This window comes from Pelagibius sp. (assembly GCF_965227505.1).
GTDB lineage: Bacteria > Pseudomonadota > Alphaproteobacteria > Kiloniellales > Kiloniellaceae > Pelagibius.
In genome coordinates this window covers 2,839,500-2,862,525 of sequence record NZ_OZ245757.1, presented here as the reverse complement: position 1 = coordinate 2,862,525, position 23,026 = coordinate 2,839,500, and the positions used below count along the sequence as shown (strand labels likewise).

The window sequence follows — 23,026 nt, the reverse complement described above, 5'->3', positions numbered from 1 at the left end:
ATAGTAAGGGGGGCGTGCGGCGCCCGATCTAAGGGTGTTTGCGGGGATCATGGCGGAATCCGAAGGGCAGGGCGGCAAGACGGCCGCCACGGAAGACAAAAAGCCGGACGACAGCGGCCCGGACGATAGAAAGCCGGACGACAGAAAGACTGCGCCGGCCATCGCGGTGATCGAGCTCTTCGGCGGCATCCGGCCGATGGCAAAGGACCTGGGTGTCGCGGTCTCCACCGTGCAGGGCTGGAAGGAGCGGGAGTCGATCCCGGCCAACCGCCACGATCAGATCCGCGCGGCCGCCCAGAAAAAGGGGCTGGCCCTGGACGCTGCCCTGTTGCGGGCTTCGGCCTTGCCTGAGGCCGGCTCCACGACGCCGCCGGTCATCGAGGCCGAGGCGCAGGAAGTAAAGGCGGCGGACAGCCCTGCAAAGGATGCGTCGGCTGCGGAGAAATCCTCGGCCGGAAAGATGGAAAAGCCAGCTCAGAGCGCAGCCAGTTCGGTGGCCTCGCGCAGCAGCCGGGCTTCCCGCGCCTCGGCGGCCCCGGAGGGGTCCTCGAAACCGGAGGGGGTTGAGAAAGCGGAACCGTCGGCGAAGCCGGAGCCGGCCGGGTCCGCAGCCCCGCCGCCCCGGCGTTCCGGATCGCTGGTCCCCGGGGTGGTCCTTGGCGTGCTGTTGGCGGTGGCGATCGCGGTTGCAATGGTCTTCAGCCGCGGCTACTGGCTGCCGCTCGTCGATCCCCAGAGCGGCCAGCAGCAGGAGGCCGTGGCCTCCGCACTCCAGGATCTCGATGTCCGCCTGGCGGATCTGCAGGCCGCCCTGCCGCCCGATAACTCCGAGGCGGTCGCCGCCGTCAACGACCGCCTGTCGACCCTGGAGGCCGCCGTCTCCCAGGGCGCCGGCCAGGACCCGGAAACCCGCGCCGCGCTGGAGTCCCTGAGCGCCAATCTGGCGCGCCTGACCGACCGGCTGCAGTCGCTTGAGGAAAGCCAGGCCGCGGCGGGCATCCCGACCGAAGCGTTGAGCAACCGCCTGAGCAGCGAGGCGGCCCGTCTCGACGAACTGCTGACGGCACAGTCGGAACTGGTCGCCCGCCTGGAACAGGCCGAACGCGATCTCGCAACGGCGGCCGCCAGCCGCGACGCCGCCCCCGGCAGCCAGGAGACGCTGCTGCTTCTCGCCATGCTGCAGCTGCGCGACGCGATCCGCGGCTCCGGCCCCTACGAGGAACCCCTGCGCATGCTGCAGAACCTGGCCGAAGGGGATGCCGCGCTGACCGACATCACGGCGCCCCTGGAGCGGCGGGCTCCGGCGGGCCTGCCGAGCCTCAGGGACCTGCAGGCGGCCTTTCCCGAGGTTGCGCGCCGGCTCGCCGCCATCGAACTGGGCGAGGAGGGCGAGGGCTGGTCGGCCGGCGTGCTGCGGCGCCTTTCGGAGGCCGTGAACCTGCGCCCCGTCGGACTGGTCGAAGGCGACAGCCCGACGGCGGTCGCCGCCCGCGCCGAGGTGAAGCTGAACGACGGCGATCTGGAAGGCGCCCTGGCGGAGATTTCCAGTCTCACCGGCGCCGCGGCCGAGGCGGCGGCGCAGTGGCGCGGCGAAGCCGAGGCGCGGGTCGCCGCCAATCAGGCGGTCAGCGCCCTGGGGGCCATGGTCTCCGAGCGGTTTCGCCTGACGGCGGGCGGATAATCCATGCGCCGCGTCATCGTCTTCGTCGCGCTTGCCGCCCTGGCGGTTCTCGCCGCCTTCTGGCTGGCGGAACACCCGGGCCGGGTTTCCATCGAATGGCTCGGCTACCAGATGGAACCGCCGATCGGCATGCTGGTGCTGGCCGGTGTGGTGCTGTCCGTCGCGGTCATCATTCTCTACCGCATCATCACCCTGATCCTCGGAACGCCCGGCACCATCGGCCGCGCGCTTTCCGCCAGCCGGCGCCGGCGCGGCTTCCGGGCGCTCAGCCAGGGCATGGTGGCGGTGGCTGCCGGCGACGCGCAGGAGGCCGCGCGCTGGTCGCGCAAGGCCGACAGCCTGCTGGAGGACCCGCCGCTCACGCTGCTGCTGTCGGCCCAGGCGGCCCAGCTCAACGGTGACGAACTGGCGGCGGAGAAGTACTTCAACGCCATGCTGGAGAAACCGGAAACCCGCTTCCTGGGTCTGCGTGGCCTGTTGATGCAGGCCCTGCGCAAGGGCGACGACCAGCGCGCGCTCGGCTACGTGCGCGAAGCCCATGCCATGCGCCCCAAGACGCCCTGGGTGGTGACCAACCTCTTCGAGCTGAGCGAGCGCACCGGCGACTACGACGGCGCGGCGGCTGCCCTGAAACAGGCTGCGAAGATCAAGGCGCTGGCAAAGCCGGAGGCCGACCACAAGGGGGCCGTCATCACCCTCGCCAAGGCGGAAAAGGCCTGCGCCGAGGGCCGGCGCGACGAGGCGCTGAGCCTCAGCCGCGCAGCGCAGAAAGCCGATGCCGCCCTGCTGGCCGCGGCGGTCCTGCATGCCCGCCTGGCGGTGGAGAGCGAGCGCTTCCGCGAAGCCGCCAAGGTGGTGGAACGCATCTGGGCGCGCAGCCCTTCGGCCGAACTGGCGGCGCTCTACCGACAGGCCGCGCCCGCCGCCAAGCCGCTGGAGCAGGTCAAGCGCTTCACCAAGCTGGCGGCCCTGAACCCCAACCACCGCGAAAGCCACCTGGCGCTGGCGGAAGCGAACCTGGATGCCGGGCTCTGGGGCGAGGCGCGGCGTCACCTGGGCATTCTGGTGACCCTGGAGGGTGAAGACCCGGCCCGCGCCCATGTCTGCCGGCTGATGGCGCGGCTGGAGGAGTCCGAACACGGCGACATCGCCGCCGCCCGTTCCTGGCTGGAGCGGGCCGGCGAGGCGCCGCGCGATCCCGCCTGGGTCTGCAACACCTGCGGGGCGGTGGCCGCGCGCTGGTCGGTCGACTGCGGCGCCTGTGGCAGCTTCGACTCCCTGGTCTGGGGCGCGCCGCGCCGCGTGGGCAGCCTGACCGCGCCCGGCGCAGGCACGGCCCTGGCCCAGATCACCGCAAAGCAGGGCGCCCGCACCGGCGAAAGCCGGGTCGCCCCGGTGACCATGCCGCTCGCCAAGCTGCCGGACCAGCCGCCGGACCGTCCCGAGGGCGACGACGAGGCAGGGACCGGGGCCGCAGCCGCCGAAGCCGATGCGACCGCAGCCCCGGCGCCGGGGCGGCCAAAGCCACAAACACCGGCGCCGCCGGCCCCCGCGAAGCCTCTGGCCGGGCCCGCCGAGATCGGTCCTTCCGACGTCAAGCCGGCCCTTCCAAAACCACCGGCCGCCGCCGGGGCAAACGGGCAGGAGCCGCCGCCCGGCGAACGCAGCCGCGACCTTGGCGACGACGACGCCGAAGAGGCAGTGGCGGTCGAGGGCTCGGTCCCGCCGCGCATCGAGCGCGACCCCCGCTAGGGGCCGTTAACCCTGGATTAAGGCCGTTCCCTTAGGGGTCGAGGGTCGTTTGGCGAGGCCTGCCGCACTTGCGTTGGCGACGGCTTCGCCGTAAGGTCCCGCCGATTCAGGTGGCCGGACTTAGGACCGGCTTCAGGTGTGCCGCCTTAGCTCAGTTGGTAGAGCATCGCATTCGTAATGCGAGGGTCGCGTGTTCAAGTCACGCAGGCGGCACCATTTCCCCGCAGTTCTGACCGTTTTACCCCGTCCCCAGCGCCACGGCGTCGAGGATGGCGAGGTAGTGGCAGGCGGCGGCGATCAGCACCAGCGCGTGCCAGATCGCGTTGTGGTAGGGCAGGCTGCGCCAGAGGTGGAAGACGACGCCCAGGGTGTAGATGACGCCGCCGGCGACCAGCAGGCTGAGGGCCGGGGTGGAGAGCGCCGTCGCCAGCGGCTCCACGACCACGAGGACGGACCAGCCCTGGGCCAGATAGAGCACGATAGCCGCCCGCTCGAAGCGGCGCGGCAGAAAGAGCTTCAGCGCGACCCCCAGGGCCGCCACCGCCCAGACCACTGCAAAGAGCGCCCAGCCCCAGGTGCCGCCGATCACCGCCAGGGAGAAGGGCGTATAGCTGCCGGCGATCATGACGAAGATGGCGGCGTGGTCGAGGCGCCGCAGTACCTCCTTCCAGTTCGGATGCCAGACCATGTTGTAGGCCGCCGAGCAGGCGAAGACGGCAACCAGACCCAGGCCGTAGACCGCGAGGCTGAGGTTGGCGGTACTGAACAGGGTGGGACCGAAGGTTCCCGGCTCGATCAGCGCCAGGGAGGACTGGCTGTGCCAAACCGCGAGGACCAGCAGCGCCGGCGCGGCGGCCAGGCTGGCGCTGACGCCGAGGATGTGGACCACGGCGTCGGCCAGCCGTTCGCCTCTGGTGAACTGCGGAAAGTGCAGGGGTTTGGACATTGCCGGCGCCTCCTCCTGAGGCTCCTATCATCCCCCAGGCCCCGGCGCGGCCGCAAGGGGCCGCTTGCCCGTACGGCCGGCCTCTAACACCACTGTGACTTTGCACCACTATGTCCGGAATGGTTAAATGCGCCCCGGCGCCGTGAGGGAAGGGTTGCCGCGGGAGCAGGTGCGCTCCGTATTCCGGTTCTGTTGGGGGGAAGGGATGAGCTTCGGATTTGGCCTAGGACGGGTGGGCGCGGCTTCTGGGCTGCGGCCGGTTCTGGCCGGCGGCGTGATGGCGCTGCTCGCGGCCTGCGGCACGCCCGGCGGCGACTACGACGAGCTGATGGCCGAGCGCAATTTCACCGGCGCCACGCTGGAGAGCTTTTCGATCTGCCATGGCTATGGCTGCCGCCTGGTTTCCCATGTCTCGCTGACCGAGATGGACTGGGACCCGGTGGCCGATCTCTTCGCCGAGCCTGCGGCCTCCGCCGATATCGAACGCACCCGCATTGCCATGGCGACCGCAATCCTGGAAGAGGCGGTGGGCCGCCAGACCGGCACCCACGATGACGAGGCCGGCACCTTCAACGCCATCAGCGGCAACAACCAGCTCGACTGCGTGGACGAGACCACCAACACCTCGGTCTATCTCACCCTCATGGCAAGGGCCGGCTATCTCAAGTGGCACAAGATCACCGGCTGGGCCGGGCGCGGCCTGCTGATCGACGGCGAGTGGCCACATCAGTCCGCCGTGGTCGAGGAACTGAAGACCGGCAAGGCCTACGCCATCGATACCTGGTTCGAGGACAACGGCCGCCCCGCCCACGTGGTGCCGCTGGAGACCTGGCGCGCCGGCTGGATCCCGCCGGGCTTTGTCGACAGCATGCTCTAGGGACAGCATGCTCTAGGGGCCAGCGTGCTCAAGGCAGCACAGCGCCCCAACCAACAGCATAGGCAAGTCGCCGCACAATCAGGTCGCCCCTGGGATAACCGCGTGTCGCCTTCGGGGGCGACAGCGCCTGCCGCTTGCCGCATCCCTTCGCCAAAACAAGTTTCCCTGTGTTCCTGAACCCGTCCTTGCCGGAGAGCGGTCATGTCCGTCGTCTCGAACATCGTGCTGTCGTCGCGGGTGCGCCGCTCGCCGTACTTCGCCGCCACCCAGCGTTACGGCTGCAAGGCCTACTCGGTCTATAACCACATGTACCTGCCGCTCTACTACGAGAGCCCGGAGGCCGACTACTGGCACCTGGTGAACGGCGTCACGCTCTGGGACGTGGCGGTGGAGCGGCAGGTGGAGATCGCCGGTCCCGATGCCGCGCGCCTCGTTCAGTTTTTGAGTCCGCGCGACCTCTCGTCCTGCGCCGTCGGGCAATGCAAGTACGTTATGATGACCGACGCGCGCGGCGGCATCGTCAACGATCCCGTCCTGCTGAAGCTGGCGGAGGACCGCTTCTGGCTCTCCCTGGCCGACAGCGACGTGCTGCTCTGGGCCAAGGGCATCGCGCTTGCCGGAGGCTACGACGTGGAGGTCTTCGAACCGGACGTCTCGCCCCTGCAGCTTCAGGGGCCGCTGGCGGCCACGGTGGGCGAGGCGCTGTTCGGCGCCGCGCTGAACGACCTGAAGTACTTCCGCTTCGCAGAGTTCGATCTGGACGGCATGCCGCTGATCGTCTCGCGCACCGGCTGGAGCGGTGAGCGCGGCTATGAGATCTACCTGCAGAACGCGGCGGACGGCGACCGGCTGTGGGAGGTCATCATGGAGGCGGGCCGCCCCCACGGCATTGCTCCGGCCACCCCCTCGGCCATCCGCCGCATCGAGGGCGGGCTGCTCTCCTACGGCGCTGACATGACGTTGGAGAACAATCCCTACGAGATGAACCTGGGCCGCCTCGTGGACCTTGAGCAGGAGGCGGACTTCATCGGCAAGGCGGCGCTGGCGCGTATCGAGCGCGACGGCGTGCGCCGCCGTCTCGTCGGCCTCTCCGTCGAGGGCGGGCGCGAGGCCATGGCCGGCATCGAGCGGGCGGAGGTCAGCTATGACGGGCAGGCCATCGGGCGCGTGACCAGTGCCGTCTACTCTCCGGGCCTGGAGCAGACCATCGCCCTGGCTCTCGTCGCCGCAGAGCACAGCGACGAGGGGACCGCTCTGACGGTTCGGGCAGAAGGTCAGGCAGGGGAGTCGGTCCGGGACGCAAGCGTCAGCCCGCTACCCTTCGTCAGCAAGAAGACGGTTTGACGGACTTGCGATGAAGAGGTTCGGCAGTTGCCCATTCTTCGAGACGCGCGCCTCCGGCACGCTCCTCAGGATGAGGATCGAAAGGCTGAAACAACAAATCCTCATGCTGAGGAGTGAGCGCAGCGAAGGTCTCGAAGCATCAGGCCGCGGCCACAGGGTCCTTTTGGCGGCCGGCTAGCTTTCGACCCCCTCGACGATGGCGACCGTCCCCTCTGCATTGGCGAGACGCAGGGGCAGGATCTCCTGATAGGCCGCGGAGTGATAGAAGCCTTCGGCGGCGGCCTTGTCCGGGAACTCCAGAATGATCAGCCGCGGCACCGTCCACTCGCCCTCCAGGGTCTCGGCTGCGCCGCCGCGCACCAGGTAGCGCCCGCCGTGGGTGGCGATGATCGCCGGCACCGCCTCGCGGTAAGCCTCGAAGGCCTTGGGGTCGGTGACGTCCAGATGAGCGACGATGTAGGCGGCCATAGAAGTGTCTCCCGGTTTCATGGGCGCCCTAGTATAGCGGCGCGAGGAAGGCGGCCCAGGCGAGATAGGCGCCGAGGGCGGTGAGCGCGACGAAGAACAGCTTGCGGAAGCGCGCCTCCGGCAGGCGCTTGCGGAAGACCTGGCCCAAGGCCATGCCGCCCAGCGCCGGCAGCAGGGCGACCGCCGACAGCAGACCGGCCTCCGTCGGCAGCAGGGCGTGACCCCTGAGCGCAACGGCGAGGGCCAGCGTGGAGATCAGAAAGGTCAGGCCCATGGCCTGCACCAGGTGATCGCGTGACAGGCCGAGGGCCTGGAGATAGAGCACCGAGGGAAAGATGAACGAACCGGTGAGCCCGGTAATGGCGCCGTTGACCAGGCCCAGCGGCGGCGACAGCCAGGGCTCCTTCGCACCCGGCGGCGGCATCTGCAGGCCGGTCAGGCTGACCAGCGCGTAGACACAGAGCAGGGCGCCGAAGAGGCCGGAAGGCAGGCTGGCGTCGAGGCCGGCCAGCAGGCCGGCGCCGAACCAGATGGCCGCGCAGGCCGCCAGCAGAAAGACCCAGAGCCGCATCACCAGGGCCTTCAGCGCGCCGCCGGCCAGCGCCTGCCAGATGTTGGTGGCGAGCGAAGGGACCAGCACCAGGGGTATGGCCGCCTTCAGGTCCATCTGGGTCGCCAGCAGTGCAAGGGCGATGGTCGGCAGGCCGAGGCCGACCAGACCTTTCACCAGGCCGGCGAGCAGAAAGCTCGCCGCCACGACCAGGATTACCTCGCTCTCCCACATGGGGGTGGATCATAGGCGCATGACCTGCCGCGGCGAAAGCGCCGGCATCGGCTGTAAGCAGTCCGGGGGTGGCAGCGACCTTGGGTTGGGGCGCCGCCATGGGCTAGGCTGGTGTGTTCAAAAGAAAACAGGTCCATAGGATATGAGGGAGGGAACGATGCGGCTTCACGGCAAGGTCGCGGTGGTCACCGGTGGCGGTTCGGGCTTCGGCGAGGGCATCGCAAAACTCTTCGCTGCGGAAGGCGGGCGCGTGGTGGTCGCCGACATCGACGGCACGGCCGCCGAACGCGTCGCCCAGGAAATCGACAGGGCCGGTGGCGCGGCGGTGGCGGCGCCTGCGGACGTGACCCGCAGGGCCGACGTCGATGGAATGATGCGCGCCGCCCTCGACAGCTACGGGCGGCTCGACGTTCTGGTGAACAATGCCGGCGTCGCCCACCGCAACAAGCCGATGACCGAGGTGACGGAGGAGGAGTTCGACCGCATCTACGCCGTCAACGTAAAGGCCATCTACTTGGCCGCCCTGGCGGCCATTCCGCTGATGCGCGCCGAGGGGGGCGGCTGCATCGTCAACACCTCCTCGACCGCCGCGCTGCGCCCGCGCCCGGGACTCACGGTCTACAATTCCTCCAAGGGTGCGGTGAACGTGATGACCAAGTCCATGGCGGTGGAACTGGCGCCGGATAAGATCCGGGTCAACGCGGTCTGTCCGGTGATCGGCGAAACGGCGCTGATGGAGACCTTCATGGGCGTGCCCGATACGCCGGAGAACCGGCGGAAGTTCGAGGCCACCATCCCGCTGGGGCGCTTCTCCACGCCGCATGACATCGCCGAAGCGACGCTCTTCCTTGCCTCCGACGCGGCGGAGTTCCTGACCGGCGTGACGCTGGAAGTGGACGGCGGCCGCTGCATCTAGCCGGAACCGATATAGGCCAACCCGCTGGCAGCGAACGCAGGGCTCACCCCCCTCCCGACCTCCCCCCATCGAGGGGGGAGGGGATTTCTCTTAGGGCCGGCTCAACTAAAACCCGCTCCCCCTTCGATGGGGGAGGGATGGGGTGGGGGTGACAGCCTCGCTGTTCCAAGCTGCGCGTTGGTTTGTGACCGAGCCTGCTCCAACAGCGTATCGAGGCGTGGCAAAGCAAAAGGCCCGGAACCGAAGTTCCGGGCCTTCCGCTTTGTCGGAGCGTTTCGCCGCGTCTATTCGCGGGCCACGCCGAAGATGCTGAGCAGCCAGATGAACATGGTCACGAAGCTGCCGTAGAGCATGAAGGCGCCGAAGATCGACTTGCGGGTGGCGACCTCGTTGCCGTCGGCCTCGCTGTACATGTTCTTGATCATCTGCGTCTCGTAGGCGGTCAGGCCGGCGAAGACCAGCACCACCACGATGGACAGGCCGAGGTGGAACAGCTCGGACTGCAGCAGGAAGATGTTCACCAGCAGCGCCACCAGGATGCCGATGGTCGCCATCATGAAGAAGGCGCCCAAGGGAGCGAGGTTCCGCTTGGTGGTGTAGCCGTAGAGGCTGGTGCCCGCGAAGGCGGCGGCTGTGATGAAGAACACCCGCACCATGCTGTCGCCGGTGTAGAGCAGGAACATGGGGGACATCAAGGCGCCCCACATCGCGGCGTAGATCCAGAAGGACCCGTGCGCCATGGCCATGGAGCCGCTCATCATCACACGCGGCGCGAAGAAGCCGAAGCCGATGATGCCGAGGAACAGCACCCAGCGGAACGGGCTCAGCGCAATGGCCTCCAGAAGCGCGGGCTGGGAGGCGACGAAGAGGGCCACGATGCCGGTGAAGGCCACCCCCAGCGCCATGTAGTTGTAGACGCCAAGCATGTACTTCCGCAGACCCTCATCGATCTGCGCGGCATCTGCCTGCGTCTGCGTCATGTATCTGCGGTCGGGACCGAGAGCCATCAGGACACCCTTTCGTTTTACCCAAGTGGCCGGAACAGTAACGCCCGGACCACGATCTTGCCCATAGATTTCAGAGGTAATATTGGAGGTTCCGGGGCTTGAATCAACTGATTTTCGCACGGCTTGTGCGTAAATTTTTCTTCATATTCAAGGCGCTGAAACACAGCTTTGAGCTGTGCCAAAAACGTGGTCAGGACCCGATTCCTGCTTGCGCGACAGGGGGTTGCCGGGCTCCGCGAAGGCCCGCTACTGGCGCTGCCGTCCGGCCCTGCGGCTATTCGTTGCGCAGCAGGGGGGCGGCTTTCTGGCCCAGCGCCCGCCAGGTGCCGGCAAATCCGAAGGCGACCGTGATGGCCGTGGCCAGCAGGGCGGTGGTGATCACCGAATCGGGCAGGAAAATGAAGGGCGTGCGCATGATCTCGGTCAGCACCAGATAGGCCGCGCCGGTCCCGATGATCGAGGCGATAACCGCCGTCACCAGCCCGAGCAGGCCGTATTCCAGCAGAAAGGCCTGGGCCACAACCCGGCGGGTCGCCCCCAGCACCTTAAGCACCACCGCGTCGTAGACCCGCCGGTGGTGGCCGGCCGCAACGGCCCCGGCCAGCACCAGGACGCCGGCGGCCAGCGCCACGGCAGCAATGGCACGGACCGCCGTCGCGATGTGGCCCATCAGCTCGCCGACCTGTTCCAGCGCCTCTTTGACGCGAATCGAGGAGACGTTGATGAAGCGGTCGGTGACCGCGATTTCCAGCGCGTCTTCGGCCTCCGGCGCGGCGCGCACGGTGGCGATGTGGGTCTGCGGCGCCTGCTCCAGAAGACCGGGCGAGAAGACCATGACGAAGTTTATGGTGAGGCTGCCCCAGTCGACCACGCGCAGGTTGGCGATGGTCACCTCCACGTCGCGGCCGAGGATGTTGATGCTCAGCGTGTCACCCAGGCCGAGCCCCAGAGCCCGCCCGACCTCGTCGTCGAGGGAGACCAGGGGCGGGCCGTCGTAGTCCGCCGGCCACCAGTCGCCCAGGGTCAGCTCGTCGCCCGCGCGCTGCTCGCGCGCCCAGGTGAGGCCGCGGTCGCCGCGGAAGATCCACTGCACATCAGGCGGGATCTCCAGCTGCTCCGGCGCCGCGCCGTTCACCGCCGAGATGCGCCCGCGCAGCATGGGCACGCGCTGGACGTTTTCGATGCCGGGCAGGCCGGCGACCAGCCTGTCGAACTCCTCGACCTGGTCGGGCTGGATGTCGATGAAGTAGAAGCCGGGCGCTTCCTCCGGCAGGCTCTGCTGCACCTGGCGGGAGAGGTTACCTTCGATGAGCGCGATGGCGACCAGCACGGTGAGGCCGAGCCCGAGGGACATGACCACCGAGCCGGTGGGGGCGCCGGGCCGGTGCAGATTGGTCAGGGCGAGGCGCAGGCCCGGGCGCCGCGGCCTCGGCAGGCGCCGGCTCACCGCCATGATGCCCTGGGCCGCCAGGCGGAACAGCAGCAGCGCGCCGATGGCCCCGATGACGAAGTAGAGCGCCAGCATCTGGTCGGTGGCGGTGACCACGGCCAGTCCGGCGAGCAAGCCGCCAAAGACGAGCAGCGCCAGCAAGCCCTTGCGGTCCGGCCGGCCGCCGGCCGGCGTGATGAGATCGCGGAACAGGCTGGCGGCGGCGACGTTCTGGGCGCGGGTCAGCGGCCAGAGCGAAAAGGTGATGGCGGTCAGCACGCCGAAGACGGCTGCCGTGATCAGCGGCAGCGGGTAGATGCCGAGTTCCGCGCGCCAGCCCAGGGTGTCGCCGATGATCGCCGAAACGGCGGGCGGACTGAGGCCGCCGATCAGCAGGCCGATGACGATGCCGAGCGAGGCGAGCACCAGGATCTGCGTCATGTAGACCTGGAAGATCAGGCGACCGGGCGCCCCCAGGCACTTGAGGGTGGCGATGGTGCCGGTCTTGCCTTCCAGGTAGCTGCGCACCGCGTTGCCGACGCCGACGCCGCCGACCAGAAGGGCGGTGAGCCCGACCAGCGTCAGGAACAGGGTCAGGCGGTCGATGAAGCGGCCGATGCCGGGCGCCGCCTCGGTGGTGTCGCGGATGCGCCAGCCGGCCTGGGGAAAGGTCTCCTGCAGGTCCTGGCGCAGATCGGCTGCGGTGAGGCCGTCGCCGAAGCGCAGGCGGTAGTGGTTGCGGATCAGGCTGCCGGGCTGCACCAGGTTGGTCTCCGGCAGGCTCGCGCGGTCGACCATGAAGGTCGGGCCCAGGGTGAAGGCCCGCGAGGTGCGGTCCGGCTCGCGCTCCAGCACCGCCGATACGCGGAACTGGGTGTCGCCGATCTGGACCAGCTCGCCCAGTTCCACATCCAGCCGGCGCAGCAGGTTGCCGTCGACCACGGCACCCCAGACGCCGTCCTCGCGGGCCAGGGCCGCCGCGAGGTCGCCTTCCGGTGCGAGGCGTACGGCGCCATAGAGGGGATAGAGGTCGTCGACCGCCTTCAGTTCGACCAGCACCCGGCGCGACCCTTCGTCGAGGCCGCGGGCCATCGCGCGCATCTCCGAAACGCTGGAGACTTCGACACGTTCTGCCAGCCAGTCCTGTTGCTCGGCGCTGGCCTCCACGTGGGTGAGGCGCAGGTCCATGTCGCCGCCCAGAAGGATACGCCCGTCGCGCTGCAGCCCCTGCAGCATCGCTTCCGAAACCGAACCGACGCCGGCGATGGCGGCCACCCCCAGGGTGAGGCACGCCAGAAAGATGCGGAACCCCTTGAGCCCGCCACGCAGCTCGCGCCGCGCCAGCCGCAGGGCCAGCGGCAGGCCGCTGCCGCTCTCGGCGTCCAGGCTCCCGGCGCCGCTGCGCCCGGCATGCTGCTCCAGCGTGGTCACGAGACGGCCGCTTGAGTACCGGCGCCGTTTGTGACGCCACTTGATCCGAGGCCGTCATCGATGATGAGACCGTCCAGCAGCTTCACCGTGCGCGAACATCGGGCGGCCAGTTGCGGGTCGTGGGTGATCAGCACCAGGGTGGTGCCGTGGTCGGCCTGCAGGCCGAAGAGAAGATCGATGATCTGCTGGCCGGTTTCGCCGTCCAGATTGCCGGTCGGCTCGTCGGCCAGCATCAGGTCGGGGCCGGCGGCAAAGGCGCGGGCGAGCGCCGTACGCTGCTGCTCGCCGCCGGAGAGCTGGCCCGGGTAGTGGGTCAGCCGATGACCCAGGCCGACGGACTCAAGGCAGGCCGCGGCACGGTCGAAGGCGTCGCTGCGGCCGGCGAATTCCAGCGGGATGGCCACGTTCTCCAGCGCCGTCATCGTCGGCACCAGGTGAAAATCCTGGAACACGATGCCGACGGAATCGCGGCGGAACCGGGCCAGCGAGTCCTCGTCCAGCCCGGTAAAGCGCGTGCCGCCGATGATCACCTCGCCTTTGCTGGCGCGCTCCAGGCCGGCGATGATCATCATCATGGAGGACTTGCCGGAGCCGGAGGGCCCGACCACGCTGACCGTCTCGCCCCGCGGGATTTCCAGGTCCAGGCCGCGCAGAATGTGGACCGGACCGGCGGTGGACGGCAGTGTCAGTTCGACGTCCTGCAGGGCGATCATGGCATTGCCCCCGGAGGCGGTGAGAGGGGCGGCGCCGGGGCCGGGCGCCCCGGGGACCGGTCCAGGGGGCGCGCTTTCGGTTGTTTCGCTCATCATCCCTCTCTTATACGACTTGCCTGCCATATGGATCGCCGAAGGCGCATTTCAACGCGCCGGCCCGGCCAACCGCACGGCCGGCGACGCTTGATCGCCCGCGCGGCGGCCCCTACTTCTTATCCAAGCGGCGCCGTTTGGCATAGTATTGCCTGGAAAGGCCGCCGAATCCCTAAGCAGGCGAACGATCCAATGCCCTCTCCCACACGACTGCGCCCTAAAAGACAGGGCTCGAGCCTGGTTCTCCTCCTCGGTCTGCTTCTGGCCATCACCGCACTGCCCGGGGGCGAAGCGGCCGCGAAAACCGTTCGCCTGATGGCCTTCGGTGACAGCCTCGTACACGGCTACGGCCTGCCGGCGGGCGAAACGTTTCCGGAGCAGCTCGAAACGGCGCTCAGGGAAGAGGGGCTGGACGTTATGGTGATCAACGCCGGAAACTCTGGCGACACCACCGCGGCCGGGCTGGCGCGCCTGGACTGGGCGCTGGCGGACGAGCCGACGGCGGTGATCCTGGAACTCGGCGCCAACGACGGTCTGCGCGGCCTCGATCCGGCGGCCACTTACGACAATCTGGACGCGATCATGGCGCGGTTCACCGAAGAGGGGCTGCCGGTCCTGATCGCCGGCATGCTGGCGCCGCCCAACCTGGGCCGCGAGTACGGCGACTCTTTCAACAGCGTCTTCCCGCGGCTGGCGGAGAAATACGACGCGCCGCTCTATCCCTTTTTCCTCGATGGCGTCGCCCTGGAGCCGGAGCTCAATCAGCCCGACGGCATCCACCCCAACGCCCGCGGCGTGGCGGAGATCGTCAAGCGCATCAAACCTTATGTCGTCGCCCTGGTGCGCGACGCGGCTGGCGGAGCGCAGCCGGCGCAGGTCAATTGATGGGGCCTGATGCCGATCCGGCCCGAAATCCTCATGCCAGAAATCCTCATGCCCGAAATCCCCGTGCCAGAAGTCCCTCGGAGCCGGTGGCATGACCGCTGAACCGCTCACCATCGGCTCCCAGACCGCCGGGCGCTACAAGTCCGCCTACGCGGTGGGCGATCCGGACGATGACAAAGCCTGGGGCAGCGTGGCCGCGGCCTGCGTCGAAGCCCTGGGCAGCCTGCCGGAGCGCGCCAACCTGGGGTTCGTCTATGCGACGGGGCCGCTCGCGGATGATCTCGGCAGCATCGTCACCTTTCTGCGCGAACGCTGCGGCATCGCCGACTGGGTCGGGACCGTGGGCGCCGGCGTCATGGCCTCCGGAGAGGAAATCTACGACCGCCCGGCGCTTTCCGTTCTGGTGGCGGCGCTGCCGGAGGACAGCTATCGCCTCTTCGCCCCGGTCACCGGCGGGCTGGAAGACTTTACCCGCCAGCACGGCGACTGGGTGGCGGCGCACAAGCCGATCCTCGGCGTGGTACACGGCGACCCGCGCAATCCGCTGATCGTCGATGTCGTCGAGGCGGTCTCCGAAGCGACCTCGGCCTTTCTCATCGGCGGTCTGACCGCCGTCGAGGGTGAGGACTACCCACAGGTTTCGGGCACGGTTGCGGCCGGCGGGCTCTCCGGCGTCCTGTTCAGCTCGGAGCAGCTTGCCGTCGCCGGTCTCTCCCAGGGCTGCACGCCCATCGGCGAGCCCCATGAGGTGACCGAGATGGCGGGCGAAGGGGTCGTTGCCAGCCTTGACGGCCGCCCGGTGCTGGATGTCCTGCGCGAGGAGGTCGGCGAACTGCTGGCGCGCGACCTGCGCCGCATCGGAGGGTACATCTACGCGGCCCTGCCGATCGCCGGCAGCGATACCGGCGACTACCTGGTGCGCAACCTCATCGGCATGGACCTGGAGCGCCAGTGGCTTCAGATCGGCGCCGACCTCTCCGTCGGCGACCGCCTGGCCTTTTGCCGCCGTGACCACGCCTCGGCGAAGGAGGACATGCAGCGCATGCTGCGTGACCTCAGCGAAAGGGCCGGCGGAGCGCCGCGCGCGGCCCTCTACGTCTCCTGCGTTGCCCGGGGCCGCCACCTCTTCGGCACCCAGTCCGAGGAGTTGCGGTTGATCCGCGAGACGTTTGGGGATATTCCGCTCACCGGTTTCTTCGCCAACGGCGAAATCTCCAACAACCGGCTCTACGGCTACACCGGCGTTCTGACGCTGCTGCTCTGAGGCTTTTCCGGGGCCGCCGGCAAGGCGTCAGAGGCGTCCGGCTCTCAGCGGGCCGGTGCCGCCGCGACATCGTTTCTTCTGGGGACCATCCAAAGGGGGGACCAATGGAATACCGGCAACTTGGGCGCAGCGACATCAAGGTCAGCGCCATCTGCCTCGGCACCATGACCTGGGGCATCCAGAATACCGAGGCTGAGGGCTTCGAGCAGATGGACTATGCCCTCGACCAGGGCATCAACTTCTTCGACACCGCCGAGATGTATCCCGTCGCTCCAAAGGCCGAGACCTACGGGCGCACCGAGGAGATCATCGGCAACTGGTTCGCCGCCCGCGGCAACAGGGACAGGGTGATCCTGGCGACCAAGATCGTCGGCCCCAACAAGCAGCGCTTTCCCTACATCCGCGGCGGCGACACCCGGTTCAACAAGCACCACATCACCGCGGCCGTGGACAGCAGTCTGAAGCGATTGAAGACCGACTACATCGATCTTTATCAGCTGCACTGGCCGGACCGCGCCACCAACGACTTCCGCGGGCTCGCCTACCACCACGACGCCGATGCGGACGAAACCGCCGTCGAAGAGACCCTGGAGGCCCTGGATGACGTGGTGAAGGCCGGCAAGGTGCGCCATGTGGGGCTCTCCAACGAGAACCCCTGGGGCGTGATGCGCTTTGTCGCCGGCGCGGAGGCCGGCCGGGGGCCGCGGGTGGCCTCCGTCCAGAATCCCTACAGCCTGCTCAACCGCAGCTTCGAGACCCGGCTGGCGGAGGTGGCGATGCGCGAGCATTGCGGCCTGATGGCCTATGCGCCCCTGGCCGCCGGCACCCTCAGCGGCAAGTACCTGAACGGCCAGTGGCCGGAGGGGGCGCGGCGCACCCTTTGGCCGGACAACACCCGCTATCAGGGCCCCCAGGCCGACGCTGCCACGGCGGCCTACGTGCAACTGGCCCGCGACCACGGGATGGACCCGGCCCATCTGGCCCATGCCTTCGTGATCTCCCGGCCTTTCGTCACCGCATCGATCATCGGTGCCACGAAAATGGAACAGCTCAAGCTGGACATCGCGGCCAAGGATGTGGTTCTCAGTGAAGAGGTCCTCAACGGCATCGAGGCCATCCACAAGGACTACACCTATCCCTGCCCATAAGGTACGGCTGCCGGCTTTTGCCGCCGCCCGGAGACCCCTGGCCACGTCTGGCCCCAGAAGGTCCCGCCATCTTGAAGGTCGCCCACGGCCATGCGCTTGTTCGTCGCCCTGTCCCTGCCCGCCGCTCTGCGTGACCGGCTCTGCGGTCTCGCCTCCGGCCTGCCGGGCGCGCGCTGGGTCGACCCGGCCAACCTGCACCTGACCCTGCGCTTCATTGGCGAGGTTGACGGCCACGCCGCCGACGATGTCGATGCCGCGCTTTCCGGCATTCAGGGACCGCGGTTTCCCCTCGCCCTGCGCGGCGTCGGCCAGTTCGGCGACGACCGCAAGCCGCGCGCGCTCTGGGTGGGTGTCGAGGCCAACGGCGCCCTGGAACGCCTGCAGGCGAAGATCGAAACGGCGCTGCAGCGCGCGGGCCTGGAGCCGGAGAAGCGCAAGTTCAAGCCCCACGTGACCCTGGCCCGCTTCAAATCCAACCCCGGCACACGCCTGCAGGATTATCTGGTGCAGCATGCCCTGTTCCGCGCCGAGCCCTTCGAGGTGCGGGACTTCACCCTCTACTCCAGCTACCTCGCCCACGAGGGCGCGATCTACTCCGCCGAGGCGGTCTATCCGCTGAGTTAAACCCGCCTTCGACCCACAGGCATGCATGGCGGGGGTCGGCTACCACGAAAGACCCGCCGGCCGGTCCGTTCTCCACTTGATATCGAGACGCCTCGGGGTTATTCAGCCCGAGGTTCCAGGGGTGAGTAACCGCTGCCGCCGAACGGGATAGGCGCGCATCCAGCACGGCTCCTTTTCTGTGCTGGCCAGCCTGGGAACCGATTCATGACGACTGCTCACTCCTCCCTGGATATCCTCCTGCCTTGGCTTGACGACACGGCAGAGGGTTCACCCGCCGACACCTATCTGATGTTTCTGGCCGAGCTCCTGGAGCAGCCTGAGACCGATGGTGGCGCCATCATCGTTCCGCCGCCCGCCGAAGACACGCAGCCGGACCTCGGCATCCTCCAGAATCCGCCTGTCCAACAAGCGATGGCCTACATCTGGGGCGACCAGTTCGAGAACTTTCTCGGCGAGGACACGGTCTTCGGCGATGCCGTGACGAACAACGGCATCGACAACACCATCTACGGCTTTGCCGGCAGGGACTGGATCTCGGGCGACGCGGCCGGCGTGGGTGCAGCGGATGTCACCAACGGCGGGAACGACTCCATCTTGGGTGGCACCGGCGTGGCAATCGCGGCCGGCGATGCCCTGGGCGTCTACGGTCACGCCTCTGTCGACGGCGGGGGACACGACTTCATCAGAGGCGCCGGCGACGGCGATGCCCTCGCAGGCGACGCGTTGAGCGTCTACGGCCCCTATGCATATGTTGATGACGGAGGCTTTGACACCATAATCGGCGACGGCGGCGCGGACACAATGGCCGGCGGCGCGCTGGTCCTGGGCGGAGAGATCGGTGGCTTGGCCTTGGCCGTCGCCGATGGCAACGACTCCCTTTTGGCCGGCATCGGCGACGACCTCGTTGCCGGCGATGTCTTGGCCCTGCAGGGCGCCAGTGCCATGTCGCACGACGGTGGCGACGATTTCATCGACGGCGGTATGGGCAACGACACCCTCGCCGGTGACGCTCTGGTCCTGGGGGGCGGCACGGCCACCTCCGAGAACGGCGGCGACGATACCATGCTCGGTGGTGCGGGCGACGATCTGATGTTCGGCGATACCAACGGCAGCGAAGAGAACGGCGGCGATGATGCGCTCTTCGGCGGTGAGGGGGCCGACAGCGTCTACGGCGGCGGCGGCGAGGATCTGATCGATGGTGGCGCCGGGGTCGACCAGATCGACGGCGGTTCGGGAAGCGACCGCGTGGTCTTCGATGCCGAAGATCACAACGCCGGGGCCGGCGGAACGGTCGACGGCGGCGCCGGTGTCGACACCCTGCTCGTCGACCTGCTGCCGGCCAACGACCGCGAGGACGGATCGCTCGACGGTGTCATCGACTTCTCCGCCCTCGCCGACGTCTGGTCGGGCTTCGAGCGCATCGAGATGACCGACGCCGCCGGCGACGACGCCATTGCGCTGGATGCCGACGACATTGTCTCCATGGTCGGCGACGGCGTGCTGGAGATTGCCGGCGATCTCGGCGATACGGTGGCCCTCGCCAGCGGTGCCGGCGGGAACTGGGGGCTGCAGGGCTCGGTCGCTGGTTTCAGCACCTATGTCAACGATGCCGGTGTTCAGGTCTCCATCGACGACGACATAACGGTGCTGCTGAACACAACGGTCTAACGTTTGACCGTCGCGCAAGTCGGGCTCCGGGACAGACCGCCGTCCTGGGACCGCAGCGACGGTTCCACGTGCTGCGTTCTGGGTGGCCGCTTTGTCGTGGGACGGCGTGCTAGGAGGTCGGGCCCATCGGTCCTGCCGGCGGCTGCACCGGCTTGGGCTTGCGCGTCTCGCGGTGCAGGATGTAAAGGCCGCTGGCGATCAGAATGGCCGAACCGATCCAGACATTGGGCCCGGGCACGTCGCGCCAGATCACCCAGCCGAAGATGACGCCCCAGAGCAGAACCGAGTAGTCGAAGGGCGCAATGACTGCTGCGGGGGCGAAGCGGTAGCCCTGGGTGATCAGCATCATGCCGGCGGTGCCGATGACGCCCATGAAGACGAAAAGCCCGAAGTCCGGCAGGCTGGGTGTCTGCCACTGCGCCGGCATCATCAGCGCAGTGACGCCGACGGCGATCAGGCTGGGCCAGAAGAGGATCGCCGAGGTGGTGAGGTACTTGGTCTGCTTGCGCCCGATCAGCATGGCGATGGCGTAGCTGAGCGCCGCGCCCAGGGGCAGCAGCGCCTCGACACGGAAGGTGGCGGTGCCCGGCTGAACGACCACCAGCACGCCGACGAACCCGAAGATCACGGCCGCCCAGCGGCGGATGCCGACATGCTCGCCCAGCACCGGTACAGACAGCGCGGTGATGAACAGCGGCGCGGCGAAGGCAATGGCGAAGGCGTCGGCCAGCGGCAGGTAGCGCAGGCCGGTGAAGAACAGGAAGGCCGCGCCCAGGTTGGCGGCGGAGCGGGCAACCAGCAGCGCCGGGCGCTTCGGCTTCAGGCTGGCAAGGCCGCCGCCGGCGACCAACACAAAGGCCAGGATGGTAACGAGACCGAAGGCGTTGCGCGCCAGAATGATCTGGCTGATGGCATAGCCGGCGCCGAGGAACTTGGCGCAGGCATCCATCACCGCCATGCCGAACAGGCCGATGACGGCGCAAGCAATGCCGAAGCCGATCCGCTCGCCGGCCGCGGGCTGTGCTGCACCCTGGCTCATACCCCTGTCTAGCCGTAGCGCTTCAGGATGTCTCCCACCATTTGCGCATAGGGGGGTCCACAGATCTGCGTGTGAACGAGCGTCGGAAAGAGGTTGTAGATGTCGCGCCGGGCTTCACGGTAGCCTGGCCGTGGCGCATGCCGGGCCTGGTAGCGGCGGTGGAAGGCCGGCCCGAAGGTGGACAGCCACTCGATGTAAGCGACCTCCACTTCAGGATCGGCGAAATACAGCGCTGGATCGATGAAGGCGGCCACTTTGGCGCCTTTGAAGAGGACGTTGCCGGCCCAGACGTCGCCGTGCACCAGGCCCGGGCGCGGCGGCTGCTCGATGAAGCGCTCCAGCCGGCCGCAGAAGGCCTCCAGGCGCCGGAAGGTTTCCACCGGCAGGCGCCCGGAGTCCATGGCAAGGCGGCCCATGGGGAGCAGGCGCTGGTCGCGGTAGAAGTCGCACCAGTTCGCGGTCCAGGGGTTGGGCTGGGGCAGGGCGCCGATGACCGTGTCGCGCTCGAAGCCGAAGGCGGGCGCGGTGATCGCATGGAGGGCGGCCAGGCAGTCGGCCGCGTGCTCTTCCGCCGCCGTGCGGCTTGTCCCCCCGTCGTTCTCCACGAAATCCATGAGCAGGATCTCTTCGGAGACGTGCCGGGTCTTCGGTACGGGCAGAGGACTGCGCTCAGCCAGATAGCCGAGCATGAAGCCCTCGATTTCCAGCCCGCCTTCGGCGGCCACCTTGGCGACCAAAGGCGCGGCGCCTTCGAGATCGACCCGCAGGACCTCCGCCACGCAGCCGCCCGGCAGCGGGGTCAGAGCCGTCACGCGGCCGCCGCTCAGCGCCGCGATGCGGTCCTCAAGGGAGAGATGCGAAGGTGGGCTAGCCGCGCCCGAGCGGGAATCCATCGCCTGCCGGATTGTTCTGTTTGAACACCTTGACCCAGAGTGGCGTCGCGGCCTCGATCAGGTCCAGCATAACTTCGTAGTCGACCAAGGTGCCGTAGTAGGGGTCGGAGACTTCGCCGGTCTCCGGGCCACCCCCTGGGCCGCCCCCTGAGTCGCCCTGCGCCAGCACGTCGAGGAACAGGCCCAGGCGGCAGCCTGCGCCATCCGGGCAAAGCTGCTGCAGCCTACGCAGATGGCCGCGGTCCATGGCCAGGATCAGATCGAAGTCGTGAAAGTCCCGGCCCGTCAGCGCGCGGGCCCGCAGCGCGCCGATGTCATAGCCGCGCGCGGCGGCGCAGACGACGGCCTCGTGCGACGGCGCTTCGCCGACATGGTAGTCGTCCAGACCCGCGGAATCGAGATGAACGCGCTCGCCCAGACCGGCATCTGCCAGATGATGCCGCAGCAACGCCTCTGCCGTCGGCGAACGGCAGATGTTCCCCGTGCAGACGATCAGCACGCTAATTCTGTCTAAAGATGTCACAAACGAATTGGTGATGCCCTCTGCGGGCCGTTGTGATCTATCATCCGCCGGACCTGTCCGCAAGGAATCGCCGCACTCGGGGCTCCGGGACAAGGGGTGGAGATGACAGAGCGGCGGATTGTTATCCTAACAGGGGCGGGCATTTCCAAGGAGTCGGGGCTCGACACCTTTCGCGACCCCGACGGGATCTGGGCCCAGGTGCGCATCGAGGATGTCGCAACGCCGGAGGCCTTCACGCGCAACCCGGAGCGGGTGCACGCCTTCTACAATCACCGCCGGGCCGGCCTGCAGGCACAGACGGTGGTGCCGAACGCCGCGCATGAGGCCCTGGCCCGCCTGGAGCGGGACTGGCCCGGCGAGATGTTGCTGGTGACCCAGAACATCGACGATCTGCACGAGCGGGCCGGCTCCAAGGGGCTGATCCACATGCACGGCGAACTGCTGAAGGCCCGTTGCCTCGCCTGCGGCGCCGTCAGTCCCTGGCACGAGCCGATGACCCTGGCCAGCCTTTGCCCCGCCTGCGGCACCGCCGGCACCCTCAGGGTGAACGTGGTCTGGTTCGGCGAGATGCCGATGGAGATGGAGCGCATCTACGACGCGCTGGGGATCTGCGACCTCTTCGTGTCGATCGGCACCTCCGGCAACGTCTATCCGGCCTCCGGCTTCGTGGCGGAGGCGCGGAGCAACGGGCGGGCGCACACGGTGGAGCTGAACCTGGAACCCTCCGAAGGGCACCCGCTGTTCGAGGAGGCCCACTACGGGCCGGCCACCGAAATCGTGCCGGCCTTTGTCGAGCGGATCCTGAAAGATGGCTGGTAAGGCGAAGGTCAAGGCCAAGGTCAAGGCCAAGGTCTCTGGGCGGCGGACCGAGCCTGCGCCGCCGGCCTTCGACCCCCCGGCCTTCGACCCCGACACCGGCCTGGCGGAGATCGTCGCCGCGGCGCGCGCCTGCCGCGTCTGCGCCGCGCACCTGCCGCTGGGTCCGCGCCCGGTGCTGCGGGCCGAAGCGGCGGCGCGGCTGATGATCATCGGCCAGGCGCCGGGCACGCGGGTGCACGAAAGCGGCATCCCCTGGAACGATCGCTCCGGCCTGCGCCTGCGGGACTGGCTGGCGATGGAAGAGGCGGTTTTCTACGACGCCGCGCGCGTCGCCATCGTACCCATGGGCTTCTGCTATCCCGGGGTCGATGCCAAGGGCGGCGACAAGCCGCCGCGCCCGGAATGCGCGCCGCTCTGGCATCCTCCCCTGCGCGCGGCCCTGCCGGACGTGGAACTGACGCTGCTGGTCGGCATGTACGCCCAGGCCCAGTACCTCGGCAAGCGGCGGCAGAAGACACTGACGGAGACGGTGCGCCACTGGCGCGACTACCTGCCGGAGTTCCTGCCGCTTCCGCATCCGAGCTGGCGCAACACCGCCTGGCTGAAGAAGAATCCCTGGTTCGAAAGCGACCTGCTGCCCGAGCTGCGCAAGCGGGTGAAGCGCCTGACCAAGTAGCCCGCTTTTCGCAGCAGGGCTGGGAATCAGACACGGCCGACGAAGA

21 protein-coding genes and 1 tRNA gene are annotated in these 23,026 nt (G+C 68.4%); 13 read left to right on the top strand and 9 right to left on the bottom strand.

Features of this window, described 5'->3' with window-relative positions:
* Positions 1-49 precede the first annotated feature (49 nt).
* From ACO06P_RS13675 to ACO06P_RS13665, 3 genes are all read left to right on the top strand, one after another.
* Positions 50-1,681: a carph-isopro domain-containing protein gene (locus ACO06P_RS13675; protein WP_420345792.1), complete on the top strand. Its 1,632-nt coding sequence runs from the start codon at positions 50-52 to the stop codon at positions 1,679-1,681.
* A gap of 3 nt (positions 1,682-1,684) precedes the next feature.
* Entirely contained in the window at positions 1,685-3,433 is a 1,749-nt protein-coding gene (locus ACO06P_RS13670) for a heme biosynthesis protein HemY (RefSeq protein WP_420345791.1), read from the top strand.
* 140 nt (positions 3,434-3,573) lie between these two features.
* A tRNA-Thr gene (locus tag ACO06P_RS13665) sits at positions 3,574-3,649 on the top strand.
* A 22-nt stretch (positions 3,650-3,671) separates the two neighbouring features.
* Here the strand turns inward: ACO06P_RS13665 and trhA are convergent.
* Complete coding sequence (gene trhA, locus ACO06P_RS13660; RefSeq protein WP_420345790.1) at positions 3,672-4,379, bottom strand: PAQR family membrane homeostasis protein TrhA; 708 nt, start codon at positions 4,377-4,379, stop codon at positions 3,672-3,674.
* Positions 4,380-4,584: 205 nt separating this feature from the next.
* On the opposite strand from trhA, the gene ACO06P_RS13655 reads away from it, so the two are divergent.
* Together ACO06P_RS13655 and ACO06P_RS13650 are read left to right on the top strand one after the other, a co-directional pair.
* Positions 4,585-5,256, top strand: a complete 672-nt coding sequence (locus ACO06P_RS13655) for a hypothetical protein (protein ID WP_420345789.1) — start codon at positions 4,585-4,587, stop codon at positions 5,254-5,256.
* 201 nt (positions 5,257-5,457) lie between these two features.
* The gene (locus tag ACO06P_RS13650; protein ID WP_420345788.1) at positions 5,458-6,600 is read left to right on the top strand and encodes a dimethylsulfoniopropionate demethylase; all 1,143 of its coding nucleotides are present in this window, start codon (positions 5,458-5,460) and stop codon (positions 6,598-6,600) included.
* Between the two features lie 174 nt (positions 6,601-6,774).
* Here the strand turns inward: ACO06P_RS13650 and ACO06P_RS13645 are convergent, their stop codons facing one another.
* On the bottom strand, positions 6,775-7,068 hold the full coding sequence (locus ACO06P_RS13645) for a DUF1330 domain-containing protein (RefSeq protein WP_420345787.1): 294 nt from the start codon (positions 7,066-7,068) through the stop codon (positions 6,775-6,777).
* Between the two features lie 28 nt (positions 7,069-7,096).
* On the bottom strand, positions 7,097-7,852 hold the full coding sequence (locus ACO06P_RS13640; RefSeq protein WP_420345786.1) for a sulfite exporter TauE/SafE family protein: 756 nt from the start codon (positions 7,850-7,852) through the stop codon (positions 7,097-7,099).
* Positions 7,853-8,009: 157 nt separating this feature from the next.
* On the opposite strand from ACO06P_RS13640, the gene ACO06P_RS13635 reads away from it, so the two are divergent.
* Positions 8,010-8,768, top strand: a complete 759-nt coding sequence (locus tag ACO06P_RS13635; protein ID WP_420345785.1) for a glucose 1-dehydrogenase — start codon at positions 8,010-8,012, stop codon at positions 8,766-8,768.
* Between the two features lie 284 nt (positions 8,769-9,052).
* Here ACO06P_RS13635 and ACO06P_RS13630 read toward each other — a convergent pair whose 3' ends face one another.
* The 3 genes from ACO06P_RS13630 to ACO06P_RS13620 all read right to left on the bottom strand — a co-directional run bounded on the left by ACO06P_RS13630 (position 9,053) and on the right by ACO06P_RS13620 (position 13,348).
* Positions 9,053-9,775, bottom strand: coding sequence for a Bax inhibitor-1 family protein (locus ACO06P_RS13630; RefSeq protein ID WP_420345784.1), 723 nt, complete (start codon positions 9,773-9,775; stop codon positions 9,053-9,055).
* 274 nt (positions 9,776-10,049) lie between these two features.
* Positions 10,050-12,635, bottom strand: coding sequence for an ABC transporter permease (locus tag ACO06P_RS13625; protein WP_420345783.1), 2,586 nt, complete (start codon positions 12,633-12,635; stop codon positions 10,050-10,052).
* Positions 12,632-13,348 (bottom strand): ABC transporter ATP-binding protein, encoded by a 717-nt coding sequence (locus ACO06P_RS13620; RefSeq protein WP_420349636.1) that lies wholly within the window; start codon positions 13,346-13,348, stop codon positions 12,632-12,634. The genes ACO06P_RS13625 and ACO06P_RS13620 overlap by 4 nt, the downstream gene beginning before the upstream one ends.
* Before the next feature lie 408 nt (positions 13,349-13,756).
* On the opposite strand from ACO06P_RS13620, the gene ACO06P_RS13615 reads away from it, so the two are divergent.
* The 5 genes from ACO06P_RS13615 to ACO06P_RS13595 all read left to right on the top strand — a co-directional run bounded on the left by ACO06P_RS13615 (position 13,757) and on the right by ACO06P_RS13595 (position 19,030).
* On the top strand, positions 13,757-14,326 hold the full coding sequence (locus ACO06P_RS13615) for an arylesterase (RefSeq protein WP_420345782.1): 570 nt from the start codon (positions 13,757-13,759) through the stop codon (positions 14,324-14,326).
* Positions 14,327-14,417: 91 nt separating this feature from the next.
* Positions 14,418-15,590 carry an FIST signal transduction protein gene (locus ACO06P_RS13610; RefSeq protein WP_420345781.1) on the top strand — a complete coding sequence of 391 codons (1,173 nt, stop codon included), beginning with the start codon at positions 14,418-14,420 and terminating at the stop codon, positions 15,588-15,590.
* 104 nt (positions 15,591-15,694) lie between these two features.
* Positions 15,695-16,738 carry an NADP(H)-dependent aldo-keto reductase gene (locus tag ACO06P_RS13605; protein ID WP_420345780.1) on the top strand — a complete coding sequence of 348 codons (1,044 nt, stop codon included), beginning with the start codon at positions 15,695-15,697 and terminating at the stop codon, positions 16,736-16,738.
* 90 nt (positions 16,739-16,828) lie between these two features.
* On the top strand, positions 16,829-17,362 hold the full coding sequence (thpR, locus tag ACO06P_RS13600) for an RNA 2',3'-cyclic phosphodiesterase (protein ID WP_420345779.1): 534 nt from the start codon (positions 16,829-16,831) through the stop codon (positions 17,360-17,362).
* 204 nt (positions 17,363-17,566) lie between these two features.
* Positions 17,567-19,030, top strand: coding sequence for a calcium-binding protein (locus ACO06P_RS13595; protein ID WP_420345778.1), 1,464 nt, complete (start codon positions 17,567-17,569; stop codon positions 19,028-19,030).
* Between the two features lie 109 nt (positions 19,031-19,139).
* Here ACO06P_RS13595 and ACO06P_RS13590 read toward each other — a convergent pair whose 3' ends face one another.
* The 3 genes from ACO06P_RS13590 to ACO06P_RS13580 are packed head-to-tail and all read right to left on the bottom strand — an operon-like array spanning position 19,140 to position 21,461.
* Positions 19,140-20,069 carry a DMT family transporter gene (locus ACO06P_RS13590; protein ID WP_420345777.1) on the bottom strand — a complete coding sequence of 310 codons (930 nt, stop codon included), beginning with the start codon at positions 20,067-20,069 and terminating at the stop codon, positions 19,140-19,142.
* 8 nt (positions 20,070-20,077) lie between these two features.
* Complete coding sequence (locus ACO06P_RS13585) at positions 20,078-20,881, bottom strand: fructosamine kinase family protein (RefSeq protein WP_420345776.1); 804 nt, start codon at positions 20,879-20,881, stop codon at positions 20,078-20,080.
* 55 nt (positions 20,882-20,936) lie between these two features.
* Positions 20,937-21,461, bottom strand: a complete 525-nt coding sequence (locus tag ACO06P_RS13580; protein WP_420345775.1) for a low molecular weight protein-tyrosine-phosphatase — start codon at positions 21,459-21,461, stop codon at positions 20,937-20,939.
* 126 nt (positions 21,462-21,587) lie between these two features.
* Between ACO06P_RS13580 and cobB the strand changes: the two genes are divergently transcribed.
* Both cobB and ACO06P_RS13570 read left to right on the top strand, forming a co-directional pair.
* Entirely contained in the window at positions 21,588-22,304 is a 717-nt protein-coding gene (gene cobB / locus ACO06P_RS13575; protein ID WP_420345774.1) for a Sir2 family NAD+-dependent deacetylase, read from the top strand.
* Positions 22,294-22,980: a uracil-DNA glycosylase family protein gene (locus ACO06P_RS13570; RefSeq protein ID WP_420345773.1), complete on the top strand. Its 687-nt coding sequence runs from the start codon at positions 22,294-22,296 to the stop codon at positions 22,978-22,980. The genes cobB and ACO06P_RS13570 overlap by 11 nt, the downstream gene beginning before the upstream one ends.
* Positions 22,981-23,026: the final 46 nt, after the last annotated feature.

Excerpts from the sequence above, each read along its gene's own strand:
- ACO06P_RS13675 (WP_420345792.1), top strand. The coding sequence starts at position 50 with ATGGCGGAATCCGAAGGGCAGGGCGGCAAGACGGCCGCCACGGAAGAC.
- ACO06P_RS13670 (WP_420345791.1), top strand. The coding sequence starts at position 1,685 with ATGCGCCGCGTCATCGTCTTCGTCGCGCTTGCCGCCCTGGCGGTTCTC.
- trhA (WP_420345790.1), bottom strand. The coding sequence starts at position 4,379 with ATGTCCAAACCCCTGCACTTTCCGCAGTTCACCAGAGGCGAACGGCTG.
- ACO06P_RS13655 (WP_420345789.1), top strand. The coding sequence starts at position 4,585 with ATGAGCTTCGGATTTGGCCTAGGACGGGTGGGCGCGGCTTCTGGGCTG.
- ACO06P_RS13650 (WP_420345788.1), top strand. The coding sequence starts at position 5,458 with ATGTCCGTCGTCTCGAACATCGTGCTGTCGTCGCGGGTGCGCCGCTCG.
- ACO06P_RS13645 (WP_420345787.1), bottom strand. The coding sequence starts at position 7,068 with ATGGCCGCCTACATCGTCGCTCATCTGGACGTCACCGACCCCAAGGCC.
- ACO06P_RS13640 (WP_420345786.1), bottom strand. The coding sequence starts at position 7,852 with ATGTGGGAGAGCGAGGTAATCCTGGTCGTGGCGGCGAGCTTTCTGCTC.
- ACO06P_RS13635 (WP_420345785.1), top strand. The coding sequence starts at position 8,010 with ATGCGGCTTCACGGCAAGGTCGCGGTGGTCACCGGTGGCGGTTCGGGC.
- ACO06P_RS13630 (WP_420345784.1), bottom strand. The coding sequence starts at position 9,775 with ATGGCTCTCGGTCCCGACCGCAGATACATGACGCAGACGCAGGCAGAT.
- ACO06P_RS13620 (WP_420349636.1), bottom strand. The coding sequence starts at position 13,348 with ATGATCGCCCTGCAGGACGTCGAACTGACACTGCCGTCCACCGCCGGT.
- ACO06P_RS13615 (WP_420345782.1), top strand. The coding sequence starts at position 13,757 with ATGGCCTTCGGTGACAGCCTCGTACACGGCTACGGCCTGCCGGCGGGC.
- ACO06P_RS13610 (WP_420345781.1), top strand. The coding sequence starts at position 14,418 with ATGACCGCTGAACCGCTCACCATCGGCTCCCAGACCGCCGGGCGCTAC.
- ACO06P_RS13605 (WP_420345780.1), top strand. The coding sequence starts at position 15,695 with ATGGAATACCGGCAACTTGGGCGCAGCGACATCAAGGTCAGCGCCATC.
- thpR (WP_420345779.1), top strand. The coding sequence starts at position 16,829 with ATGCGCTTGTTCGTCGCCCTGTCCCTGCCCGCCGCTCTGCGTGACCGG.
- ACO06P_RS13595 (WP_420345778.1), top strand. The coding sequence starts at position 17,567 with ATGACGACTGCTCACTCCTCCCTGGATATCCTCCTGCCTTGGCTTGAC.
- ACO06P_RS13590 (WP_420345777.1), bottom strand. The coding sequence starts at position 20,069 with ATGAGCCAGGGTGCAGCACAGCCCGCGGCCGGCGAGCGGATCGGCTTC.
- cobB (WP_420345774.1), top strand. The coding sequence starts at position 21,588 with ATGACAGAGCGGCGGATTGTTATCCTAACAGGGGCGGGCATTTCCAAG.
- ACO06P_RS13570 (WP_420345773.1), top strand. The coding sequence starts at position 22,294 with ATGGCTGGTAAGGCGAAGGTCAAGGCCAAGGTCAAGGCCAAGGTCTCT.